The following is a 21,929-nucleotide window of genomic DNA, read 5'->3' as shown; positions in this document are numbered from 1 at the left end:
CCATGGCACGCGACATCGTCACCCGCCCTCCGCGCCTGCGCCCCCGCGTCGGCCACGTCTCCCCGCTCGCCCACGTCCTGGTCTACGTGCTGCTCGTCGCCATGATCGCGGTCGACTACATCCTGCTCGCCCAGGCGCTCACGCTGCTTCTGCGGAACGACAGCCAGTACGGCTCCATCGGGCTGCAGATGTACGTGATCACGCTCGGGATCTCGCTCGCGGTCGTCACGCTCCCGCACGTCGTGGCCATCGTGCTGCGCCGCGTGCAGGCGGGCGTCATGTCGCGGAGGTGGATCGCCACCGCCGTCGTGCTGGGGCTCGTCTGGGCGGCCATCCTCGCCGCGATCACGATCGCCCGGATCAAAGCGGGCATCGACGCGCAGAACGCGGGCGGACTCACCGGCCTCGTCGGCGGCGCGCAGACCGCCGCGCCCGCCGGGTTCTCGTGGACCGCTCCTGACACGATCATGGCGTTCCTCATGCTCGGCGTGCTGGCCACGTCGGGCGCGCTCAGCTTCATCACGGCGTGGCTCACCACGAAGCCGCTCCTCACCGCGGCCGAGAAGGCGCACGCCCAGGCCGCCCGCCTGCGGCTGCTCCGCGATCGCCTGCACGGCGAGGCGGTCGCCGCCGAGGAGCGCACCCGGCTGGCCCTGCAGCTCGACGCGCACGACGCGGTCCGCTACACGGGCGCCCGGGTGACGTTCCACTCCCGGATGGATGTGGTGCGCGCCCAGCTCGCCACCCGCCTGGCGCAGCGCGAGCGCAACCCGGAGAGCACCAGCCAGATCATCCGCGAGCTCCGCGCCCGCCGGAGCGTCGAGGCTCCCGACACCTCCTCCCCCTCATGAAAGCGCTCAGCATGCCCCTCCCCCCGTCGAGTCCGCACAAATTGCACACGACGCGCCGCGAGAGCGGTCAGTCTTCGCGGACTCGACGGTGGGGGACGCGGGTGGGTGCGGCGGTGGGAGTGGTGCTTGTGGTCGCGGCGGGGCTCACGGCGTGTGCGCCGGCGACCGCGTCGGGGCAGGCGTGCGATCAGTCCCACAAGCGCAATCTGGGCGTCGTCGCCGGGAGCACGGCGAACGCCCCGGCCGTCGCCCTCCCCGCCTCCGCATCCGCCCAGGTACAGGCGGCGGGCAAGACCAACGGTAGCGTGACGGTCGTCGTGCCGTCCGGCACCCCGCAGGTGATGGGAACGACCGCCCTCGGGTCGTCGGCCCAGGATGCGATCGTCTGCCAGAACGACCAGCGCACCAAGCTCACGCAGATCACGTCCTACATCGACGGGCTGAAGGCGTCCGCCCCGGAAGTCGACTTCCTGGGCGCCATCGACCAGGCGGCGCGCAACCTCGGCAGCGACCCGATGGGCGTCATCGTCGTCGGGAGCGGGCTGCAGACCACCGACCCGCTGAACTTCGCGGGAACGGGGCTGCTCTACGCCGACCCGGCGCAGGTGGTCGCCGACCTGACCGCCCGCAAGCTGCTTCCCGCCGACCTGAAGGGCGTGACCGTGTACTGGTCGGGGATGGGCGACACCGCGGGCGCACAGCAGCCGCTGACCGTCCCGGCGCGCAGCAATCTGGAGGCGATCTGGTCCGCCGTGATCGCCGCAGCGGGCGGCACCCTGTCGCTGCTGCCGGAACCCGCCTCCGGGAGCGCCGCCGCCGGGCTCCCGGCCGTGACGGCGGTGACCGTCGAGCCCGTTTCGACGAAGACGGACTGGTCGAAGCCCGTCGTGATCCGCAACAGCGAGCTGCTGTTCACCAAGGACACGGCGTCCTTCTCCGATCCGGCCGCCGCCCAGACGGTGCTCGCGACGCTGGTGCCCGCCATCGAGCAGAACGGCAAGCCGGTGACGATCACGGGCACCGCGTCCAAGGATCAGGCCACCGACAACACCGCAGACACGGCCCTCTCGCTGAAGCGGGCGGAGACGGTGAAGGCCGCGCTCGTCGGGCTCGGCGTCCCGGCCTCCCTGCTCCAGACGGCCGGGGTCGGGTTCGAGTGGTGCGGCTGGAAGAAGGAGACCGACGCGTCGGGCGCATACTCGGACGCCGTGGCCGAGCAGAACCGCACCGTCATCCTCACCTCGGCGGGAGTCGGCCTCTGCGGCTGAGCGGATGCCGCACGCGGGAATCATCCGGGGCCTGGCCCGGTTCTCGCGAGTATGACGACAATCGGATTCATCGGTTCAGGACACATCGGCTCGCAGCTCGCCCGGCTCGCGGTCGCCCGCGGCTACGACGTGGTGCTCAGCAATTCGCGCGGCCCGGAGACGCTGCGCAGCCTGGTGGAGGAGCTCGGCGAGCATGCCAGCGCCGGCACCCCGGCGGAGGCGGCCGCCGCCGGTGACCTCGTCGTCGTGACGACACCGCTCGCCGCCGAGGCGACGCTGCCCGTCGAGGAGCTCGCCGGCAAGATCGTCATCGACACGAACAACTACTACCCGCAGCGCGACGGCCACATCGCGGAGCTGGACGACGAGTCCACGACGGTGGCCGAGCGCCTGCAGAAGGTGCTGCCGACCTCGCACGTCGTGAAGGCGTTCAACCACATCGGCGCGGCCGACCTGACCGGCCAGAGCCTCCCCGCCGGCACCCCCGACCGCCGCGCCCTGATCGTGGCCGGGAACGACCCCGCCGCACGCGAGCGGGTCGCCGCGCTGGTCGACGAGTTCGGCTTCGACGCCGTCGACATCGGCGAGCTCGCCGAGGGATGGCGCGCGCAGCGCGACATGCCCGCCTACGGCCCCCGCTTCGACGTCGCCGGTCTGCGCGAGGCGCTGGCAGCCGCGAAGCGGTAGCGGGACGGCCGATCCGCCGGCTCGGAGCGCGTCGACCCGGCGCGCTCCGCCGGCGCGGCCGGCTCTAGCCCGCGCTCTCCGCCGTGACCAGATCGACGGTCGGCGCCGCGTCGTCGGCCGCAGCGGCGGCACGCGACGACAGGTAGCTCCCGCTGACGAACGCGATCGCCGCGAACACCAGCGCCACCACCAAGTCCGCCCACTCGGCGGAGTTCAGATGCTGCAACAGACCACCCGGCCCCTCGGTGGCGTCAGCGGCGTCGGGGGCCAGGAGCAGCCCCACCGCGATGGCGGTGACCGCCGACGCGAAGCCCAGTACGTACCACGCCAATTCCTTCACCTTCCTAGCTAACCTCCGATCACGATCTGTCTGAACCGCCTTGCGCAGACCCGTCGAGGAGTGCTAGCGGGCGTCCCCCGGCACGCCCTCTGTACATTTGCACAGGAACGCAACACAATGACGTGACATGAGCCACCCTCATGTAATCCGCACGCCGGACCAGCGGCTGCGGATCTTCGTCTCCTCGACGCTGCAGGAGCTCGCCGCCGAGCGCCGCGCCGCGCGCACCGCCATCGAGCGGTTGCACCTCGCGCCCGTGATGTTCGAACTGGGCGCCCGTCCGCATCCACCCCGCGAGCTGTACCGCGCCTACCTGGAGCAGAGCGACGTGTTCCTCGGGCTGTACTGGGAGCGCTACGGCTGGGTCGCCCCGGAGGAGGATGTCTCGGGGCTCGAAGACGAGTACAACCTGTGCCCGCCCGAACTGCCGCGCCTGCTCTACGTCAAGAGCCCCGCCGACAACCGCGAGCCGCGACTCGCCACGCTGCTCGCGCGCATCCGCGACGACGACCGCGCCGCGTACAAGTACTTCGAGACGCCCAAGGAGCTGGCGCAGCTGATCGAGAACGACCTCGCAACGCTCCTGGCCGAGCGGTTCGACCAGAGTCGGGCACTGATCACCGCCGATGTGGCGAGCGACGCAGACCGGGTCGTCGAGCCGGTCCGGCTGCCGGTCCCCCTGACCGGGCTGGTCGGGCGGGATGCGGACATCGCAGCCATCGGCGACCGGCTCGCGCACGGCACGCGCCTGGTGACGCTGGTCGGTCCCGGCGGGATCGGCAAGAGCCGGCTCGCCATCGCGGCGGCGCGTGCCGCCGCCCAGCACTTCGAGGACGGCGCGGTCTTCGTCGATCTCTCGGCGGTCCACGATCCGCAACGGGTGCCCAACCGCATCGCGCAGGCTCTGGGTGTGCGCGACACAGGAGACGCGCCCATCCTCGACAATCTGGCCACCGCGTTGCGCGACCGCAGCATCCTGCTGGTGCTCGACAACTTCGAGCAAGTGCTGGATGCGGCTCCGCTCCTGACCGGGCTGCTCGCGGCCGCACCCGGGGTGTCGCTGCTGGTGACGAGCCGGACGCTGCTGCGCGTGAGCGCCGAGCAGAGCTACGACGTCGGGCCGCTCGCCGAGGACTCCTCCGTCAACCTCTTCGTCGAGCGGGCGCACGCCGTGAAGCCCGACTTCGAGATCACCGCGGAGAACGCCGACGCCGTCGCCCGGGTCTGCACGGCCCTCGACGGCGTCCCGCTCGCGATCGAGCTCGCGGCCGCGCGCATCCGCGTGCTCTCCCCCGCCGAGCTGCTGGACCGCCTCGACCGCCGGCTGTCGGTGCTCGTCGGCGGTTCGCGCGACCTCCCGGAGCGCCAGCAGACCATCCGCCGCACCATCGAGTGGAGCACGCAGCTGCTGGCGCCGGAACAGCGCCGCCTTCTCGCCAGGCTCGGCGTCTTCGAGGGCGGCTTCACCCTGGAGGCGGCCGAGTTCGTCGGCGCGGACGGCGACGACGCCGCCGACGTGCTGTCGGACCTCGCCGTGCTGGTCGACTCGAGCCTCGTCGCGCAGCATGACAGCGACGACCGGCCGCGGTTCACCATGCAGGCGATCGTCCGGGAGTACGCCAGAGAGCAGCTGCAGGGCGACGGCGAGATCGAGCGCGCGCGCGACGCCCACGCCCGGTACTTCATCGACCTCGGGGCCCGGGCTCGCCTTCCGCTGAAGGGCGGAGGGCAGCGCGAGTGGATGCAGCGCCTCGGCGACGAGCGCGACAACCTCCGTGCCGCCGAGCGCTACCTCCTGGACGCCCGCGACTGGGATCGCGCCGCCGAGCTCGCCTTCAACCTCTTCCTCTACTTCTGGGTGATCGGCCTGCTCGGCGAGGTGCGCACCTGGATGGACGAGCCGCTCGAATCCGGCGAGGCGCTCCACGACCGCACGCGGGCCGTCGCGCTGTACTTCACGCGGACCATCCGGTTCTGGAAGGACCCGGACGGACGCGTCGCCGCCGACCTCGCGGAGAGCGCCGACCTCTTCCGCCGCTGCGCCGACCGCTCCGGAGAGGCGATGGCGCAGATCTCCCTGGCACTGGCCCTCCTCGCCGGTGAGAGACCGGACACAGCGCGGGCCACCGACGTGATGGAGCGGAGCCTGCGGCTGTTCCGGGAGACCGGCGATGTGTGGGGCGAGGCGATGGCGCTCGTCCTGCTCGGCCGGGTGGCGCTGCTGGAGCAGAAGCTGCACGCCGCGTTCGAGCGGTTCGACGAGTCCCTCGCGCTCACCCAACGAGCCGGGGACGCCGTGGGGGGCCGCATCGCCGCCTACCACCTGGGCTGGGCGCACCTACTGCTCGGGTCGCCGGAGGACGCCAGGAAGGACTTCGCGCTCAGCGTGACGCTCTCCACCTCACTCGGCCACATCGAGGGGATCGCGTACGGACTGGAGGGCCTGGCCGCGGTGGCGGCCCTCGCCGGGGATGTCGAGCGTGCCGGGCGCCTCGCCGGTGCCGCGCACGCCCTGCGGGAGCGGTCGGGCACGCACAACGGCCCCACGTTCACCTTCCACCAGCGGTACCTGGACCGTCTCGCCGCCGTCGCGCCGGCGGGCCGGCTGGCTGCGGCCGTCGCGGAGGGCCGCGAGCTCAGCGTCGAGCAGGCGGTCGCCGAGGCGCTCTCGGAGCCGAGCCTGAACTGAGCGGACGGGTCCCGAAACGATGGGAACCCCGGCACCGGGAAAGGTGCCGGGGTTCCGTCGAATCCCGGGTGGCGCACCCGAAACGCCGGCCGGGATGGTCTGGCGAGGTCAGGCGATGAGCGCCTGCTCCTCGGCGGGGGCCGGTGCGACCCAGGCTCCGTACACGGCGACGCGTGCGGACTCCAGCGTCCCGTACACGCCCAGCTCGCGGCCGGTGCAGTCGGTGGCCACGAAACCGTCGTGGTTGCGGTCGACCATGCCCACGTACGCGGTCGGCGTCGACGCGACCCACAGCGCGGCCGCGGGCGAGTGCCACGAGACGTACTCGGTGGGCAGGTCGATGATGTCTGCGAGTGACTCGGCCATGGCTTCTTCCTTACTTCCTCATCCGTCGGGGGCGATTCGAAGATCTAGTTAGATGATCGAACTACCCGCTCGGTGAAGCAAGAAATCCGGGGGGCCTTGTTTTCGCGAAACGCTTCCGCTATAAGCGCTGGGCCACGCTCAACGCCCGGGGTTCGGGCGGATCTCGGACTCCTCCATCACGATCATCCCGGAGGCCCGGCTGGCGGTCTGGATCATGGCCTCGATCCAGTCCTTGTTGAGCGTCGGGACCTTGGAGCCGGAGAAGAAGATGTGCAGGGGAACGCCGTTGTCGACCCAGACGGTGTGACGCCCGCTGCCGAGCTCGGCCGGCACCGGCCAGGTGAGGAAGAAGTTCTCCCCGCGGCGGAGCTTGGTGCTGATCGCGATCTGCATGTGGAACAGGAGGCGGTCGTCGAGCTCGTAGCTTTCGCCGTCGTAGCGGAGTGTGCCCACGGATGCCTTTCGTGTGGTCGTTCGTGTCGCCCTCAGAGGCTGCTGCGAGCATACTCGTCCGGAATACGGGTGTATCGTGACGCCGCGATAGTGTTCTACATCATCCCCTCGGAAAGGATCGCCGCATGATCGTTCACCGCCTCACGGTCGACGGAAAGGACTACTTCCTCCCCGATCCGGTGGACGACCTGCGCGGGAAGATCCTGGAGGCCGTGCGCGCCGGCGGCGGTTACGTCACGATCCCGCCGCTCCGGGGCGGGCCCGGCGTCGATGTGCTGTTCTCCCCGGGCATGCCCGTGACCTGGGCGCAGATCGAGGTCGATCCGCCCGCTCCCCGTCAGGAGGAGTCGCGCGTCGACATCGACTCGTTCGACGCCCTCTGATCCGCTGATCGGACATCCCGCACGCGCTCGGCCTCATCGCAGGCCGGGCGCGTTCTGCGTCAGGACTCGCGCGTGCGCATCCGGTACCACGACAGCAGCGCCGGAGCGGGCTGCGGCCGGGCGATCAAGTAGCCCTGGGCGCGATCGCAGCCGGCGGACGCCAGCCGATCCAGCTGCGCACGGCTCTCGACGCCCTCGCCGACCACGCGGATGCCCCGGCGGTGCGCCTCGGTGATGATCTGGGCGACCTCGCGCACACGGTCGTCCGCCTGCACCAGGCTCTTGTCGAGCTTCAGCTCGCTTGCGTGCAGGGACTCGACCCGCGCGAACGACGAATGCCCGGTGCCGAAGTCGTCCACCGAGATCGTGACTCCCGCCGCGGCGAGCGCCTCCAGCGGCGCGGCGACCCGTTCCGGGTGCTCGATGCTGTAGCTCTCCGTCACCTCGACGGTGAGCGTCTCCGGGTCGCAGCGGCCGGTCGCGAACGCGCCCTCGAACATGTCGTAGAGGGACGGATCCTCCAACTGGGTCGCCGAGACGTTGACGGCGACGTCGATGGTGCATCCCGGAATGTACTGGGAGGTCACATCGGAGATGATCCTCGCCGTCAGCAGCGGGAGCAGACCCGTCTTCTGCGCGATGTCGACGAAGACGTCGGGCGCTACCTCACCGTGCTCCGGATGGGTCCAGCGCGCGAGCGCCTCGACGCCGACGACCGCGCCGTCCGCCACGTCGATCTGCGGCTGGTAGGCGGCCGTGACCTGGCGCTGCGCCAGCGCGATCTCGAAATCGCGGGCGAAGTCCTCGAGGGTCCCGTCCACCAACGTCACCTTCGTGATGATTCCCACCGAAGGAGAGGTTGTCAACTTTTGAGGGCCCCCTTGCGGAAAACGGGGGTGTGGCGCTAGCGCGCCCGCCGTCGGCGGTGCCGCTGGCCTCCCGCGATGCTCAAGAACGTCGCAGCAGCCGCCCCCGCGACCCCGGCGACCACCAGATCCACCGCCTGGACCGCCGGCGTCACCACCTCGCCGATGGGCGCGAGCAGCAACACGATCGCTGCGACAGCGACCGCCGCGGCGAATGCTCCCGCCGATGACAGACCGTACATGGCCTTTCCCCCTCCGAATGGCCTTCCCCCGAACGATCCGAAGCATAGCCAGTGCACAGCTTACGGGGCAGACCCCCATTCGGCCTGTTCACCGAGCCGTCACGACCGTGTCGTTCGCGCTCCCCTGGTACTCGGCCGACAGCCGTCGGTAGGAGCGGGTGAGGAAGGCGCCGAGCGAGAGCCCCACCATGACGAGCCCCGAGACGAGGAACACCAGCGCGATCCCCCGCGCGCTTCCGTCGCCCAGCAGCCATCCCCAGGTGGCTGCGCCCGCGTCCGACGCCATGTACGGGATGATCAGGAACTGCGTCACCGGGGCGATCAAGAACGCCGTGATCGGGGCGGCGGCCGACTCCAGCGCCTGTGCGAACCCGAAGACGCGGCCCTGGCGCGCGAACGGCACGATCTTCTGGATCACCGTCTGCTCGGAGGCCTCGACGGCGGGCACGAGCGCCATGTACGCCCAGATGCCCGCGGCATACAGCGGCCACCACTCCCGGAGGGTGAAGGTCGCGCCGAGCAGCCCCATGACGGCGACCAGGATCAGCATCGTCCGGATGGGGTTCGCGCCCAGTCCGAACCTCGCGACCACCAGGCCTCCGATGATGAAGCCGGTGGAGGCGACGCCGAGCACGATGCCCCACATCTCCACCTCGAAGAGCTCCAGTCCGTACGGGTCCATCAGGGCCAGGTAGACCCCGCCGATGAGGTTGTTGAATGTCGAGAAGACGATGAGGGCGAACAGTCCGGGCGCCTGGCGGATCGCCGCGATGCTCCCCCGCAGATCGACGGCCGAGGCCGACGCGTCGCGCTCCGGGAGCTCCTCGGGGATGCGCAGCATGAGCAGGTGGAAAGCGGCCAGCCCGGTCAGCACGATCGCGATCACCAGTGTCCATCCCATCCCGAGCAGGCCGATGGACAGTCCGCTGAAGACGCTGGTGACGATGAACGCGAGCCCCTGGACGGTACCGACGAGGCCGTTGGCGTTGGCGTGCCGCTCGACCGGTACGAGCAGAGTGACCGTGGTCGACAGCGCGATGTTGCGGAGGTTCTCGACCACCGCACCGAAGAGGATGATGCCGGCGAAGATCCAGAACATCGGACCGCCCAGATCGAGCAGCGCCTCCTCCGGGAAGACGAGGTAGAGCACGCCGGCGATCGAGAAGGCGGCCAGCGTCAGCAGGGAGGCGAGCAGCATCACGTGCTGCTTGCGATGGCGGTCGACGACCGTGCCGAACAGGATCGAGAACACGGCGACGAGGAGCATGTACGCTCCTCCGACGATCCCGGTGGCCAGCACCGACCGGGTCTCGAGGTAGACCCAGAAGGTGAGGGCGAACCAGAGGTAGCTGGTCGTGACGTTGAACCCTACCGACCCCTCCCCCCACCGTCGAGTACGCACGAATTGCACGCGACACGCCGTGCGCGCGTGCAAAGATCGCGGACTCGACGGTGGGGAGGGGCGGGAGCGGAGCGGGGGTCAGGCGGACGGGAAAGGGGCGGGGTAGGGCTCGGCGGCGTCGGCCGAGCGGGAGACGGGCGCCCAGGCGAGGTCGGAGGCCAGGAGGCGGCGATCCTGCGCGACGCTCATCTCGGTCGCGTTCACCCCCAGCGGGAGGTTGTGCGGGATGTCGTCGGTCTGCGCGAGGCGCACCAGGATCTCGGCCGCGCGGTCCGGGTCGCCGGCCGGGCCGTCGTCGGACTGCCGCACCCGGCGATTCATCGCGCCGACGGTGCTCTCGTACCCCGCGGGGATCGCGCGCACCTCCATCGACGAACCGGCCCAGTCGGTGCGGAAGCCGCTCGGCTCGACGACGAGGACCTTCACCCCGAACGGAGCCGTCTCGACCCGCAGGACCCGGCTGAAGCCGTCGATCGCGAACTTCGCCGCCTGGTACGACGCGATGCCGGGAGAGCCTCCGACCCGCCCGCCGACGGAGGAGAACTGGATGACGAGCCCTCCGCCCTGTCGGCGCAGCAGCGGGATGGCCGCCTTGCTGATGGTGTAGACACCCCAGAAGTTCGTCTCGAACTGGGTGCGGAAGTCGTCGTCGTCCGTCGTCTCGATCGGCGAGACGTTGGCGTAGCCGGCGTTGTTCACGATCACGTCGAGCCGGCCGAAGCGCTCGTACGCCTCGCGCAGCGCTTCGGCGGCGCGGGCGGCGTCGGTGACGTCGAGTCGAAGGGGCAGGATGCGGTCGCCGTACTCGGCGACGAGGTCGTCGAGCTGTTCGGGGCGGCGCGCGGTGGCGGCGACGCGATGACCCGCCCGGAGCGCGGCGATGACGAGGGAGCGGCCGAAGCCGCGGGAGGAGCCTGTGATGAACCATGTCTGTTCCATGGCGTTAATGAAACACCGTTTCTTTAACTAATGCAACTCCGTTGCGCTAAGCTGGACACATGACCCAGCAGGAGACGTCGGTGAGCGGTCCCCGCCGAGCCCGCTCCCCCGAAGCCAAGGCGGCGCGCGAGCACGCCATCCTCGACGCCGCCCGCGCGCTCGGCCGGGAGCGCGGCATCCGCACGGTCACCCTGACCGACATCGCCGACGCGGTCGGGATGCACAAGTCGGCCATGCTGCGCTACTTCGAGACCCGCGAGGAGATCTTCCTCCGCCTCACCGCCGAGGCCTGGAGGGAGTGGACACCCGTGCTGTGCGATCGCGTCCGCCGCGCATCCACCGCCGACGGGGTCGCCGCCGCGTTCGCCTCCACGCTCGCCGCGCGCGGGGCGTTCTGCGACCTGCTCGCGCAGGCCCCGCTGAACCTCGAGCGCAACGTCTCCGTCGAGGCGGTGCGCAGCTACAAGCTGACGAGCGGCGAGAGCCTCGCCGAGATCGCCGACGCCGTCCGGGAGGCGCTGCCCGGCCTCTCGGATCCGGCGGCACGCGATCTGGTCGCCGCCGCGACCTCGCTGGCCGGCACCTTCTGGCAGATCTCCACCCCGCCCCCGGAGATCGCGGAACTGTACCGTTCCGATCCGCGGCTCGGCCACGCGCTGATCGACCTGGAGCCGCGGCTCCGCCGCATCCTGCGCACGTATCTGACGGGCGCGCTCGCGGCCTGACCCCGGCTGTACGGTGTCGGCGTGGCCGAAGCCGTCGCGCCTACTCCACCGGATCGACCGGGTTCGTCCGCCCGACGATCAGCGGGTCGATCGGCGTGAACGGGAACTGCGGGAGCTGCGCCTCGGGAACGCCGAACGCCGACGACAGCACCTCGCGCGAGAATGCGGACGCGGTGGCGCGGTAGCCGATGTCGCCGGGTGTCGGCTGGTCGAAGAAGATCAGGAAGTGGATGCCCTCGTCGCCCAGCGCCTCGATGTGGTGCGGGTAGGCGCGCGGGATGAAGTAGGCGTTCCCCGGCTCCAGCTCGTACGTGTCGAGGGAGCCGTCCGGGTCGAGCACCGTCATCCGCGCGTGCCCGCTCTGCACGTAGCCGAGCTCGGCCGTCACCGGGTGCCAGTGCGGCTCGCGCATGCCCGTGCGGCCGATCTCGAGCGAGTACATCGAGAGGTCGTCGAGGGCGGCCCAGAACTGCTTGCGGCCCAGCCGCGCGCTGCCGTAGTCGTACGACAGCGGCGGGTTCTGCCCGGCGATGTCGAAGAGGTGCGCGTTGGGAAGGCCGGCGGTGTCCGGGATGCGCGCGGGGCCCTCGCGGCGGACGATCTGCTGCGCGTCGTGCCGGTCGAACGCGGCGAACGCGGACGACGGGAGGTCGTAGGTGTTGCCGAGCACGGCGTCCGTCATCGCGTTGAAGCTGTTCTGCAGCGAGAAGTGCGCGGGCCGCGCGGTGCGGAGGGACGCGATGATCTCCGCCGTCTCCTCGCCGACGTTCTCGATGTGGTAGATCGCGCCGGAGGCGACGTGGTACATCTGACCCGGCTGTACGACGAAGGACGCGAACTCGTCCGCGTTGGCCAGCATCGACACCAGCACGGTCCCGCGGACCACGTAGGCGATCTGGTTCGCGTTCACGTTCCACTGCGGCTCGCGGACACCGCCCGGCTCGAGGACGATGCGCTTCAGCGACATCCGCTTCAGGATGGGGAAGTCGGCGGCGGTGAGCTGCGAGATGCGGCCGAAGTCGTTCTCGTAGGTGTCCGCGGCATCGGTGAGCGAGGCGACATGGGGCGAGGGGCTGGACGGCATGCGGGTCCTTTCGTCGGGGTGTCACCCCCAACCTATGGGGCCGCGGAGCCGCCGATCAACGCTTGTTCCGGGTGGGCCGGTCCGAGAGGATGGCGGGATCGAGGATGGTGGGATCGGGTCACTGCGGATGCGGCGTCTCGCCGCGCTCCAGCATCCCCACCAGCTTGGCCAGCCGGTTCGCTCGACTCGTCTCGCTGGGCGCCGTGATGATGCGGTGCAGGACGGAGTAGCGGTTCTGGCCGTTCAGTCCGGCGAACGTGTCGGCAGCCGTCGGTGAGGCGGCGAGGGCGGCCGCCAGGTCGTCCGGCACCTGGATCGATGCGGGCCCCGCGTATGCGCGCTCCCAGCGGCCGTCGGCCTTCGCCCGCTCGATCTCCGCATGGCCGGCCGCTCGCATCCTGCCCTCGGCGATGAGGCCCTCGACGAGCCGGATGTTGCGCTCCGACCACAGCGACGTCTTGCGCCGCGGAGTGTAGCGCTGCACGAAGGTCGTCGCATCGCGGGATCGGCGCTGCCCGTCGATCCAGCCGCTGCAGAGCGACTCGATCAGGGCCTCCTGGTAGGTGAGGCACGTCGGGTCGGTGACGCCCTTCTTGGCGAGCACCAGCCAGACGCCGTCGGAGCTCCGCTCGTTCTCGTCCAGCCAGGCACGCCACGCGGCCTGGTCGGCGACCACGAGGAGGTCGGGCGAGGGTCGCTGGGGGTCGTCGGCCATGACCCGATCGTAGGGCCGGCCACCGACGTCCCTCGGCGGCGTGGCCGTTAGTCGGCTGCCGGCCGGCGGTCGGCCGCAGGACGACCGCCGAGCGCGAGCGCGCTACGGCTGCGCGGTCGCGGCGGTGTCCGTCCCCTCGGACGCCTGCATCGCGCGGATGAGCGACTGGGCGTCATACGGGCCGACGTGGCGGCGGCCGTTGATGAAGAACGTCGGTACGGCCGTGATGTCCATCGCCTCCGCATCCAGCATGTCGTCGCGGACACGGGCGGCCACCTCTGGGGAGCTGAGGTCGGCCTCGAAGCGCTCGAGGTCGAGGTCGAGCTCCTCCGCACGGCGCAGGATGTCTGACGGGAGCTGGTGCTCCTGGTCGGCGAACAAAGCGCGCTCGAACTCGAAGAATTTGCCCTGACGCGCCGCGGCCTCCGACGCCTCCGCAGCCGCGAGCGCGTTGGGGTGGTACCGCGTGAGGGGCGCGTGCCGCCAGACGTACCGGAGGCGGTCGCCCAGCTCGCGCTGCACCTCGAACACCGACCCGGTCGCCTTGAGGCAGAAGCCGCACTGGAAGTCGCCGTACTCGACGATCTCGTACGGCGCATCCAGCGACCCGAAGATGTGGTCGCGCGCCGGGTCGACCGGACGGACCAGGGTCAGGCCGGCCTCGTCCTTCGGACGGCGGGCGTCCGAGATGCGGAACACGATGGTCGCGACGACGAAGGCCACGATCGTCGCCGCGAGCACGCCGACGCGGGCGGCGTTCTGCGCCGCCTCGTCACGCACTCCCAGGTCGACGATGAACAGCGAGATGGTGAAGCCGATCCCGCACAGCGCCGCTCCGCCGGCCAGGCGGTCGAGGGTGAGGCCCGGCCCGAAGTCGCCGATCTTGAGCAGGCGCAGCACGGCGGTGGAACCGAACACGCCGACGAACTTGCCGACGACGAGACCGGCGAGCACACCCCAGGCGATCGGCGAGACGAGCGCGCCGGCGAGGATGTCGCCGTCCAGCCGAACGCCCGCGTTGGCGAGGGCGAACAGCGGCAGCACGACGTATGCCACATACGGGCCCCACGCCGACTGCAGGCGTTCGTTGATCGAGATGGACTCGCGCAGGCTGTTCGCCGCGGCTCGTGCGTACTCCGTGTTCGGCGACTGCCGGAAGGTGCGGGCGAGATCGAGGGCGTGCTCCACATCCCGCCGGTTGGGCCGGTACACCGGCACGAGCAGGGCGATCGCCACGCCGGCCAGCGTGGGGTGCACGCCCGACGCGAGGAACGCGAGCCACACGATGATCGCGAGCGTCGCGTACACCGGCCCCCGGCCTCCGCGCAGATAGCGCGTGAAGTAGACGCCGACCAGTCCGACCGCGGCGATGATCAGCGGATACGGGTTGAAGTTCTCGGTGTAGACCAGGGCGATGATGCTCAGGGCGCCGATGTCGTCCACCACGGCGAGCGCCAGGAGGAACACTCGGAGGCGCCCGGTCGCGTGCGGGCCGACGAGGGCGAGCGCGCCGACGAGGAACGCCGTGTCGGTGGAGATCACGACACCCCAGGCGTGCTCCATCCCCGTCCCCAGGGTGAACAGCACGAAGATGAGCGCGGGAACCGCCAGCCCGAAGACCGCGGCGACGACCGGGACGACGGCGCGCGACCAGCTGGTGAGCTCGCCGATCGCGAACTCGCGCCGCACCTCCAGCCCGACGGTAAAGAAGAAGATCGCCATGAGGGCGTCGTTGACGAGCGCGTGGAGGGTGAAGTCGAGGTGCAGATCGCCGACCCCCACGATCAGGTGGGTGTCCCAGAACTGCTCGTAGCCCGTGAACGAGATGTTGGCCCACACGATCGCGATGAGCGTCGCCGCGACGAGCAGGAGCGCGCCGATGCGGCTGCGCCCCATCGAGCGGAAGCGCTCGGCGATGCTCGGCCGCCGGTCGCGCGACTGCCCGGCCGACTCGGGATCGGGCGAACGTTGGATGAGCGTGAGCGGAGTGGTCACGGGAAAAACTCTAGCGAGTCGCGCGCCTCCCGGGGCGTGGGGAACGGTCGTCGGAAGACGCCGGCCGTTTCGGGGGTTACGTTGGCAGTCACGGAAGGAGACCACGTGGACGACGAGGCACTCGAGGCGACGGAGCAGGACACGGCGACGGCACCCGGCGAGACCCCTGCGGAGGAGCAGGCGGCGCCGGAGGAGATCACCTACGACGAACAGCTCTACCCCGCGAGACCGCGCCGGCTGCGCCCGCGTGCGAACCTCCGCGGAGGCAGCATCCGCCGCACGTTCTCCGACCCCCGGGCGGCCAACGGCCAGAACCCCGCGTACGTCGAATGGCTGGTGCGGCAGTCCATGCTGAAGGATGCGGACGTGCTCAGCCGGCAGCTCTCCGGCTCGCCCAGCATGTGGCGCAACCCGTACGCCCGGCCGGACGCCCGCCGTGCGGTCTCCACATCCGACGTCTGGTTCACCGCGTACCCGATCTCGCTGATCACGCGACCGGGCGAGTCGTTCCTCACGGCGCTCGCCGACCCGGAGCTGTGGCGCGCGTTCCAGCGGATCGGGATCAACGGCATCCACACCGGTCCGGTGAAGCGGGCCGGCGGCATCCGCGGCTGGCAGGAGACCCCGAGCGTCGACGGCCACTTCGACCGCATCGGCACCCAGATCGATCCGGCCTTCGGCGATGAGGACACCTTCCGCCGCCTGACCGACGTCGCCGAGGAGCACGGCGGCAGCGTCATCGACGACATCGTGCCGGGTCACACCGGCAAGGGAGCCGACTTCCGGCTCGCCGAGATGGCGTACAAGGACTACCCCGGCATCTACCACATGGTCGAGATCCCGCCGGACGAGTGGCACCTGCTGCCCGAGGTGCCGGAGGGCCGCGACTCCGTCAACCTCGACCCGTCGACGGAGGCGGCGCTCGCCGAGCGCGGCTACATCATCGGCGAGCTGCAGCGCGTGATCTTCTACGCGCCCGGAGTCAAGGAGACGAACTGGAGCGCCACCGCGCCGGTGATCGGCGTCGACGGCGTCACCCGCCGCTGGGTCTACCTCCACTACTTCAAGGAGGGCCAGCCGTCGGTCAACTGGCTCGACCCGACGTTCTCGGGCATGCGCCTGGTGATCGGCGACGCCCTGCACTCGCTCGGCGACCTCGGCACGAGCGCGCTGCGGCTGGATGCGAACGGCTTCCTCGGCGTCGAGAAGAGCGCGGAGGGGATGCCGGCCTGGTCGGAGGGCCACCCGCTGTCGCACGCGGCGAACCACATCATCGCCGGCATGGTGCGCAAGGTCGGCGGCTTCACCTTCCAGGAGCTCAACCTGACCGTCGAGGACATCCGCGACACCGGGGCTGTCGGCGCCGACCTCTCGTACGACTTCATCAACCGTCCGGCGTACCACCACGCCCTCGCCACCGGCGACACCGAGTTCCTGCGCCTCACCCTGCGCACCTCGCTGGAACTCGGGGTCGAGCCCGTGAGCCTGGTGCACGGGATGCAGAACCACGACGAGCTCACCTACGAGCTCGTGCACTGGGCCACGCTGCACCAGAACGACGTCTACACGTTCCGCGGGGAGGAGATCAGCGGAGGGGAGCTGGCCCAGCGCATCCGCGCCGATCTCGTCGAGGCGATCACCGAGCCGACGGCCGACTACAACCTCGTGTTCACGACGAACGGCATCGCCTGCACGTCGGCCTCCCTCATCGCTGCGACCCAGGGGCACGCGACGCTCGACTCGATCACCGAGGACGACATCCCGGCGATCCGCGACGCCCACCTGCTGCTCGCCGCGTTCAACGCCTGGCAGCCGGGCGTCTTCGCTCTGTCGGGATGGGACCTGCTCGGCGCCCTCACGGTCCCCCGCGCCGAGGTGGCCGACCTCATCGCGGAGGGCGACACCCGCTGGGTCGAGCGGGGAGCGCACGACCTGCTCGGATCCGCACCCGATGCCGACCGCTCCGCCTACGGGATGCCGCGGGCCCGCTCGCTGTACGGGCCGCTCCCCGAGCAGTTGCGGAAGCGCGACTCGTTCGCGAACCGCCTGCGGGAGCTCCTCCGCATCCGCGACCGCTGGGGCATCGCGAGCGCCCGCCAGGTCGACGTCCCGGACGTCGCGCACCCGGGCATGCTCGTCCTGGTGCACGAGCTGGAGACGCTGGACGAGCAGGAGCTGCCCGTGGTGCAGCTGACGGTGCTGAACATGACCGACACCGCCGTCGACGGCACCGTGCGCTCGGAGGCGCTCCCCCACCGCGCAACGGTGACGGATGCCGCCGACGGCAGCGAGGTCGGGACCGTGGACGACCTGGCCAGCTTCCCGGTCAGCGTCCCCGCCTACGGAGCCCGCTTCCTCATCCTGAAGCGCGCCCCCCTCGAGCAGTAGCCCCCTCCCCCCACCGTCGAGTCCGCAAACTTTGCACGCTCTGACGGCGCGTCTCGTGCAAAGTTTGCGGACTCGACGGTGGGGGCGTGAGGCGGGAGGGCGCGGGCGGCGGCTAGAGGCGGACGGCGGCCTGGGCGGCGGACTAGATGTCGGCGTCGGTCGCTGCACTGAGGTCGAGCTCGGTGAGCGCGGTCACGCGCGCAGCGACATCCGCGTGCGCGGCGCGCAGGCGCTCGACGAACTCGGCGGCGACATCCGCCTTGCCCGACCCGTGCCCGATCACGACGAACGAGCGGTCGGGAGCGGTCGACCGCAGCGCCTCGGCGACGGCGTCGAAGAAGTGGTCCAGGTCGCGCTCGTCGTCATGGCCGGTGTGCCGCTCGACCGTGCGGAGGTGGTCGGCGCGGCGGTCCTCGTCGGTCACCGTGCACTCCGTGTCGCTGACCGTGCGCGCATCCAGATCGAAGTCGAAGATGCGGGCGTGCTCGGCGTCGATCGCGACGGCGAGCAGCTCGCCGTGGCCCTTCGGCTCCGGAGTCGCCGCCAGCAGGTGGCGGGCCCGCTCGATGTCCTCGATGGAGACGCGGCCGTCGTGCTGGCGGCGGAAGACCTCGCGGTGTCCGTTCAGCTTCACCGCGAGGCGATCGCCGGTCTCCTGTTCCACCTGGTCGGCGCGGTCCTGCCAGAAGCTGATGAACTCGGTCCACTCCAGGTCGCGCGGAGCCGGGGAGCCGGTGATGCGGGCGTAGGTCTTGTCGGCGTGCGTCGTCATGCGTCCTCCTGAGGTCGGTGCGTCGGTTGGGTGCACGCTACCAGCCGTCGAGTCCGCGAACTCTGCACGCGACGCGCCGTCGGAGTGTGCAAAGAGTGCGGACTCGACGGTGGGCGGATCCGTGAGGGAGGCGGTCAGGCGAGGAGTTCGCGGACGCGGGGGACGACCTCCTCGCCATACAGGCGGATGGCGGTGAGGAGCGACTCGTCCGTCATCCCGGGGATGCCGTACTTGAGGTCGAACCGGTTGGCGCCGACCACACGCAGGTTGGCGGCGATCTTCGCGGCGACGGTCTCCGGCGACCCGACGTAGAGGCTGCCGTCCGGTCCGAGCTCTCGCCGGAACGACGCCTCCGTCGGGATGGCGAACCCGCGCGTCGCGCTGACCTTGGTGATCATGTCGCGGTAGTGCGGCCAGAACTCCTCCCGCGCCTGCTCGTCGGTTGCGGCGACGTGCCCGGGCGAGTGCAGGCCGATCTGCTGGGGTTCCCGGCCGAACTGCTCGAGCGCCTTGTGGAACAGCTCGCTGTACGGGGCGAACCGCGACGCCGGTCCGCCGATCACGGCGAGCATGAGCGAGAAGCCGTAGTGGGCCGTGCGGATGACGGACTCGGGACTGCCGCCGACGCCGATCCAGGTGGGCAGCGGCGATTCGAGATGCGGCACCACATCCTGGTCGCGGAGCCCGCTGCGGGTGCTCCCCTCCCAGGTGACCGGCCCGCCCTCGCGGAGGTGGGCGAACAGGTTGGTCTTCTCCTCGAACAGCTGCTCGTAGTCGGAGAGGTCGAAGCCGAAGAGCGGGAACGAGTCGATGCTCGAACCGCGGCCGAGGATGATCTCGGCGCGGCCGTCCGAGACGGCGTTGAGGGTGGAGTAGCGCTGGAAGACGCGGACGGGGTCGTCCGAGCTCAGCACGGTGACGGCCGACCCGACGTGGATGCGCTCGGTGCGTGCGGCGATCGCGCTCAGCACGATGTCGGCGGCGGAGAGCGGCATGTCGTCGACGTGGTGCTCTCCGATGCCGAAGAAGTCGAGACCGGCCTGCTCGGCGGCGATACCGTGGCCGACCAGGTCGCGGATGGTCTGGGCGTGGGAGATGGGACGGCCGTCGGCGTCGCTCGTGACGTCGCCGAAGGTGTTCAGCCCGAAGGTCAGCGGGAAGCTCTGGGGTGCGGTGCTCATGGGTGTGCTTTCGGTGCGGGAGTGCTGGTGGGGTGGGGGTGGGATGCGGGTCGCTGCCGGTCAGGCGGCGACCTCGGCGGAGGCGAGCGCCGTCTCGACGGCCTCGCCAGAGACGGCGGCGCGGAAGTCGGCCGCGCCGAGGCGCGCACCGAAGACGGGGCCGCCCGGCTCGAACGCGACGCCGTCGCGCAGGCTCTCCACAAGGACGGTGTCGTAGCCGACGTCCTCGATGAGCGAGGCGACGAGCGCGGCGGCCTCGGGGTCGTCGGAGGCGACACCGAGCGCGCGGCGGTCCGGGTCGCCGGGAAGGCGGCGGTCCTCCTCCATCTCGTGGTAGCCGATGTGGTTGAACGTCTTCACCACGGTGGAGAGCGGGAGTTCGCGCTGGACGATCTCGCTGCTGGTCAGGGCGGTGTCCTCGAACAGCGGCTGGACGCCGTCCGTGGGCGCCCAGTAGTTCATCGAGTCGATGACGAGCTTGCCGTCGAGCATCCCGCGGTCGAGTCCGGCGAACCGGTGCAGCGGGATGGCGAGGATGACGACATCCGCGGCGGCGACCGCCTCCGCCGCCCACACGGGGCGGGCGCCGGGCATGACGACCGAGGCGATGAGCTGGATGCGCTGCGGGTCGCCGGAGGCCGCGACATCCACCTCGTAGCCGGCGTCGAGCAGGATGCGCGCGAGCGCCGAGCCGACGTGCCCGACGCCGAGGATCGCGACGCGGGGTCGCGCGGTGGCGGTGCTCATGGGCGGTGTCCTTCCGTCGAGTCCGGGTCGGCCGCTGTGCGGTCGAGATGGTTCTGGATGCTCTCGAGCGCCCCGGCGAGGGCGTCGAGCTGGTCGGGGCGGAGCGCGTCGGCGAAGAGCCGCTTCACGGCCCGCAGGTGCGGTCCGGAGGCCCGCCGGATCGCCTCGTAGCCGTCCTCGGTGAGAACGACCAGCGCGCCACGGTTGTCGCCGGGACATTCGGTGCGGCGGATGAGGCCGCGCTTCTCCATGCGCCCGAGGTGGTGCGAGACCCGGCTGCGCTCCCAGTCGATCGCGTCGGCCAGTTCGGACGACCGCAATGTGCGGTCGGGCGCCTCGGTGAGGGCCAGCAGGACGGCGTAGTCGCCGGGCGAGAGCTCCACCCGGTTCAGCTCGGAGGACAGCAGCCGGCGCAGCTCGCCGGTGGTGTCGAGCAGCGACCGCCACACCGCGAGTTCACGGTCGGTGAGTCGCTCCGGGGTCTGTGTGGGGCTCATGCGGTCCTCGTTCTCGATCGCGCCAGCCGGATAGCTGACATGTCAATCAACCGCACCCCGGGCGGATTTGTTCCCGACCTCGCGCGCGCCTTGTACCGTTGCACCATGAGCGAGCTGCCCGACGCCCTCCCCCACGACTACGACCCGGCGCACGTCTTCCGTGTGGTCGCGACGCCGGTCGCGCAGGGCTGGGGCGTGTGGCTGCGCGCGGCGGACGACAGCATCATCCACAGCTTCGGCCTCGGTTTCCCGGCCGGCACCCCGTTCCAGCCGGACGTGCTCGACGTGCTCGGCCCGCTCCTCAACCTGCAGTACCGGCTGGCGTTCCACGGCCCCGAGTCGTGGGACGAGCTCGGCGACCACTGGTCCGCCGTCGTGTACGAGTACACCCCGCGCTGACTGTAAAGCACACTTGACAGCCGGGCGGCCGTCGGGCAGGCTGTGGGTATGACAAGTGAACTTGACACCCGGACCGGCCCGAGCGAACGACGGCGGACGCAGCGTTTCGCCGTGCAGTTCGGCGCCGGCATGCTCGCGTACGTTCTCGTCCTGTGCGCCTCCCTGCTCTGGGGCGGCCTCGACGGCGACGACCCGATCCGGTTCGCCTGGGCGCTGGCGCCCGTTGTTCCGGTGGTCCTGGTGGCCGGGGTGCTCATCCGCTACGTCGTGCGGTCCGACGAGTACGAGACGGTGCAGACGCTCAAGGGTCTCGCTGTCGGCTTCGTCGTGACGATGCTGCTCGCGGTGGTCGCCGGGTTCCTCGACATCGCCGGGCTGAGCATCCCCGGAGCCGGATGGTGGCTCTACGGCGCAGGGATGCTGACCTGGCTGATCGCGACCATCGTGCTCAAGCTGCGATGAAGAACACCCTGCGCAGCCTGCGCGAGGAGCACGCCCTCTCGCAGGGCGCGCTCGCGGAGAGGCTCGGCGTCTCGCGCCAGACGGTGAACGCCCTCGAAACCGGGAGGTACGACCCGTCCCTCCCCCTCGCCTTCCGCATCGCGCGCCTCTTCGACCGCCCGATCGAGGCGATCTTCACCCCGGACGACTGAGCCGCCCCGGCCCTCGGCGGGTCGCCTCCCGGCCGCGTCGGACATCTGCCCACGTGCGTCGGAGATCCGGACCCCTTCCACCGACGGAGCAGGCACGACCTACCGCCTCCCCTGACCCCCGCGGCATTCGTGCCGAATGTGCGGAATGCGGCGCGCAAAGCGCACATTCGGCACGAATGTGCGGCCCCTGTCCCCTTCGCGGGGTGTGAGATTTGCGCCAAATCGCGGTTTTGGGCGCCGCATTACCGCGATTTGGCGCAAATCTCACGCGGGGAGGTGGCGTGCGG

The 21,929-nt window shown here is 70.7% G+C and carries 24 protein-coding genes; 10 read left to right on the top strand and 14 right to left on the bottom strand.

Annotated features, from left to right (window positions below; genetic code table 11):
• Positions 1–2 precede the first annotated feature (2 nt).
• The 3 genes from BJ963_RS01575 (at position 3) to BJ963_RS01565 (ending at position 2,806) form a co-directional block, all read left to right on the top strand.
• Positions 3–851: a hypothetical protein gene (locus BJ963_RS01575; RefSeq protein WP_231946821.1), complete on the top strand. Its 849-nt coding sequence runs from the start codon at positions 3–5 to the stop codon at positions 849–851.
• Positions 852–964: 113 nt separating this feature from the next.
• Positions 965–2,119 carry an OmpA family protein gene (locus BJ963_RS19500; protein ID WP_343037210.1) on the top strand — a complete coding sequence of 385 codons (1,155 nt, stop codon included), beginning with the start codon at positions 965–967 and terminating at the stop codon, positions 2,117–2,119.
• Between the two features lie 51 nt (positions 2,120–2,170).
• Entirely contained in the window at positions 2,171–2,806 is a 636-nt protein-coding gene (locus tag BJ963_RS01565; protein WP_179454117.1) for an NADPH-dependent F420 reductase, read from the top strand.
• Between the two features lie 64 nt (positions 2,807–2,870).
• Here the strand turns inward: BJ963_RS01565 and BJ963_RS01560 are convergent, their stop codons facing one another.
• Positions 2,871–3,146, bottom strand: coding sequence for a hypothetical protein (locus BJ963_RS01560; RefSeq protein WP_179454115.1), 276 nt, complete (start codon positions 3,144–3,146; stop codon positions 2,871–2,873).
• A gap of 127 nt (positions 3,147–3,273) precedes the next feature.
• Between BJ963_RS01560 and BJ963_RS01555 the strand changes: the two genes are divergently transcribed.
• Complete coding sequence (locus BJ963_RS01555; RefSeq protein WP_179454113.1) at positions 3,274–5,835, top strand: DUF4062 domain-containing protein; 2,562 nt, start codon at positions 3,274–3,276, stop codon at positions 5,833–5,835.
• Positions 5,836–5,943: 108 nt separating this feature from the next.
• Here BJ963_RS01555 and BJ963_RS01550 read toward each other — a convergent pair whose 3' ends face one another.
• The gene (locus tag BJ963_RS01550; RefSeq protein WP_179454111.1) at positions 5,944–6,201 is read right to left on the bottom strand and encodes a hypothetical protein; all 258 of its coding nucleotides are present in this window, start codon (positions 6,199–6,201) and stop codon (positions 5,944–5,946) included.
• 138 nt (positions 6,202–6,339) lie between these two features.
• Positions 6,340–6,654 carry a DUF7882 family protein gene (locus tag BJ963_RS01545; protein WP_089912826.1) on the bottom strand — a complete coding sequence of 105 codons (315 nt, stop codon included), beginning with the start codon at positions 6,652–6,654 and terminating at the stop codon, positions 6,340–6,342.
• Between the two features lie 125 nt (positions 6,655–6,779).
• Here BJ963_RS01545 and BJ963_RS01540 point away from each other — a divergent pair, with 125 nt between their 5' ends.
• Positions 6,780–7,037, top strand: a complete 258-nt coding sequence (locus tag BJ963_RS01540; protein WP_018190251.1) for a hypothetical protein — start codon at positions 6,780–6,782, stop codon at positions 7,035–7,037.
• 59 nt (positions 7,038–7,096) lie between these two features.
• Here the strand turns inward: BJ963_RS01540 and BJ963_RS01535 are convergent, their stop codons facing one another.
• The 4 genes from BJ963_RS01535 to BJ963_RS01520 all read right to left on the bottom strand — a co-directional run bounded on the left by BJ963_RS01535 (position 7,097) and on the right by BJ963_RS01520 (position 10,486).
• Positions 7,097–7,858: an EAL domain-containing protein gene (locus BJ963_RS01535; RefSeq protein WP_343037209.1), complete on the bottom strand. Its 762-nt coding sequence runs from the start codon at positions 7,856–7,858 to the stop codon at positions 7,097–7,099.
• Positions 7,859–7,941: 83 nt separating this feature from the next.
• Complete coding sequence (locus BJ963_RS01530) at positions 7,942–8,145, bottom strand: hypothetical protein (protein ID WP_089912832.1); 204 nt, start codon at positions 8,143–8,145, stop codon at positions 7,942–7,944.
• An 88-nt stretch (positions 8,146–8,233) separates the two neighbouring features.
• Positions 8,234–9,547, bottom strand: a complete 1,314-nt coding sequence (locus tag BJ963_RS01525) for an MFS transporter (protein ID WP_179454107.1) — start codon at positions 9,545–9,547, stop codon at positions 8,234–8,236.
• Between the two features lie 78 nt (positions 9,548–9,625).
• Positions 9,626–10,486, bottom strand: a complete 861-nt coding sequence (locus BJ963_RS01520; protein WP_179454105.1) for an SDR family NAD(P)-dependent oxidoreductase — start codon at positions 10,484–10,486, stop codon at positions 9,626–9,628.
• A gap of 59 nt (positions 10,487–10,545) precedes the next feature.
• Here BJ963_RS01520 and BJ963_RS01515 point away from each other — a divergent pair, with 59 nt between their 5' ends.
• Positions 10,546–11,211: a TetR/AcrR family transcriptional regulator gene (locus BJ963_RS01515; RefSeq protein ID WP_179454103.1), complete on the top strand. Its 666-nt coding sequence runs from the start codon at positions 10,546–10,548 to the stop codon at positions 11,209–11,211.
• Between the two features lie 40 nt (positions 11,212–11,251).
• Here BJ963_RS01515 and BJ963_RS01510 read toward each other — a convergent pair whose 3' ends face one another.
• From BJ963_RS01510 to nhaA, 3 genes are all read right to left on the bottom strand, one after another.
• Entirely contained in the window at positions 11,252–12,295 is a 1,044-nt protein-coding gene (locus BJ963_RS01510) for a cupin domain-containing protein (RefSeq protein WP_179454101.1), read from the bottom strand.
• Between the two features lie 118 nt (positions 12,296–12,413).
• On the bottom strand, positions 12,414–13,010 hold the full coding sequence (locus BJ963_RS01505) for a YdeI/OmpD-associated family protein (protein ID WP_179454099.1): 597 nt from the start codon (positions 13,008–13,010) through the stop codon (positions 12,414–12,416).
• Positions 13,011–13,112: 102 nt separating this feature from the next.
• Positions 13,113–15,005 (bottom strand): Na+/H+ antiporter NhaA, encoded by a 1,893-nt coding sequence (nhaA, locus tag BJ963_RS01500; RefSeq protein ID WP_179454097.1) that lies wholly within the window; start codon positions 15,003–15,005, stop codon positions 13,113–13,115.
• A gap of 105 nt (positions 15,006–15,110) precedes the next feature.
• Between nhaA and treS the strand changes: the two genes are divergently transcribed.
• A complete protein-coding gene (gene treS / locus BJ963_RS01495) occupies positions 15,111–17,393 on the top strand; it encodes a maltose alpha-D-glucosyltransferase (protein WP_089912851.1) in 2,283 nt (760 codons plus the stop codon).
• A 142-nt stretch (positions 17,394–17,535) separates the two neighbouring features.
• Here treS and BJ963_RS01490 read toward each other — a convergent pair whose 3' ends face one another.
• The 4 genes from BJ963_RS01490 to BJ963_RS01475 form a co-directional block, all read right to left on the bottom strand.
• Positions 17,536–18,165, bottom strand: coding sequence for a hypothetical protein (locus tag BJ963_RS01490; protein ID WP_179454095.1), 630 nt, complete (start codon positions 18,163–18,165; stop codon positions 17,536–17,538).
• Between the two features lie 134 nt (positions 18,166–18,299).
• Positions 18,300–19,346: an LLM class flavin-dependent oxidoreductase gene (locus BJ963_RS01485; protein ID WP_179454093.1), complete on the bottom strand. Its 1,047-nt coding sequence runs from the start codon at positions 19,344–19,346 to the stop codon at positions 18,300–18,302.
• Between the two features lie 60 nt (positions 19,347–19,406).
• Positions 19,407–20,093, bottom strand: a complete 687-nt coding sequence (locus BJ963_RS01480; RefSeq protein WP_179454091.1) for an NADPH-dependent F420 reductase — start codon at positions 20,091–20,093, stop codon at positions 19,407–19,409.
• Positions 20,090–20,590, bottom strand: a complete 501-nt coding sequence (locus BJ963_RS01475; RefSeq protein WP_179454089.1) for a MarR family winged helix-turn-helix transcriptional regulator — start codon at positions 20,588–20,590, stop codon at positions 20,090–20,092. The genes BJ963_RS01480 and BJ963_RS01475 overlap by 4 nt, the downstream gene beginning before the upstream one ends.
• 105 nt (positions 20,591–20,695) lie before the next feature.
• Here BJ963_RS01475 and BJ963_RS01470 point away from each other — a divergent pair, with 105 nt between their 5' ends.
• The 3 genes from BJ963_RS01470 to BJ963_RS01460 are packed head-to-tail and all read left to right on the top strand — an operon-like array spanning position 20,696 to position 21,642.
• Complete coding sequence (locus BJ963_RS01470; protein WP_089912865.1) at positions 20,696–20,989, top strand: hypothetical protein; 294 nt, start codon at positions 20,696–20,698, stop codon at positions 20,987–20,989.
• Between the two features lie 48 nt (positions 20,990–21,037).
• On the top strand, positions 21,038–21,451 hold the full coding sequence (locus BJ963_RS01465) for a hypothetical protein (RefSeq protein WP_157696934.1): 414 nt from the start codon (positions 21,038–21,040) through the stop codon (positions 21,449–21,451).
• Positions 21,448–21,642 carry a helix-turn-helix transcriptional regulator gene (locus BJ963_RS01460; RefSeq protein ID WP_089912873.1) on the top strand — a complete coding sequence of 65 codons (195 nt, stop codon included), beginning with the start codon at positions 21,448–21,450 and terminating at the stop codon, positions 21,640–21,642. Before BJ963_RS01465 ends, BJ963_RS01460 begins: the two co-directional genes overlap by 4 nt.
• Positions 21,643–21,929 lie beyond the last annotated feature (287 nt).

This window comes from Leifsonia soli (genome assembly GCF_013408745.1).
GTDB classification, from domain to species: domain Bacteria; phylum Actinomycetota; class Actinomycetes; order Actinomycetales; family Microbacteriaceae; genus Leifsonia; species Leifsonia soli.
This window is presented reverse-complemented; position numbering and strand designations above follow the sequence as displayed.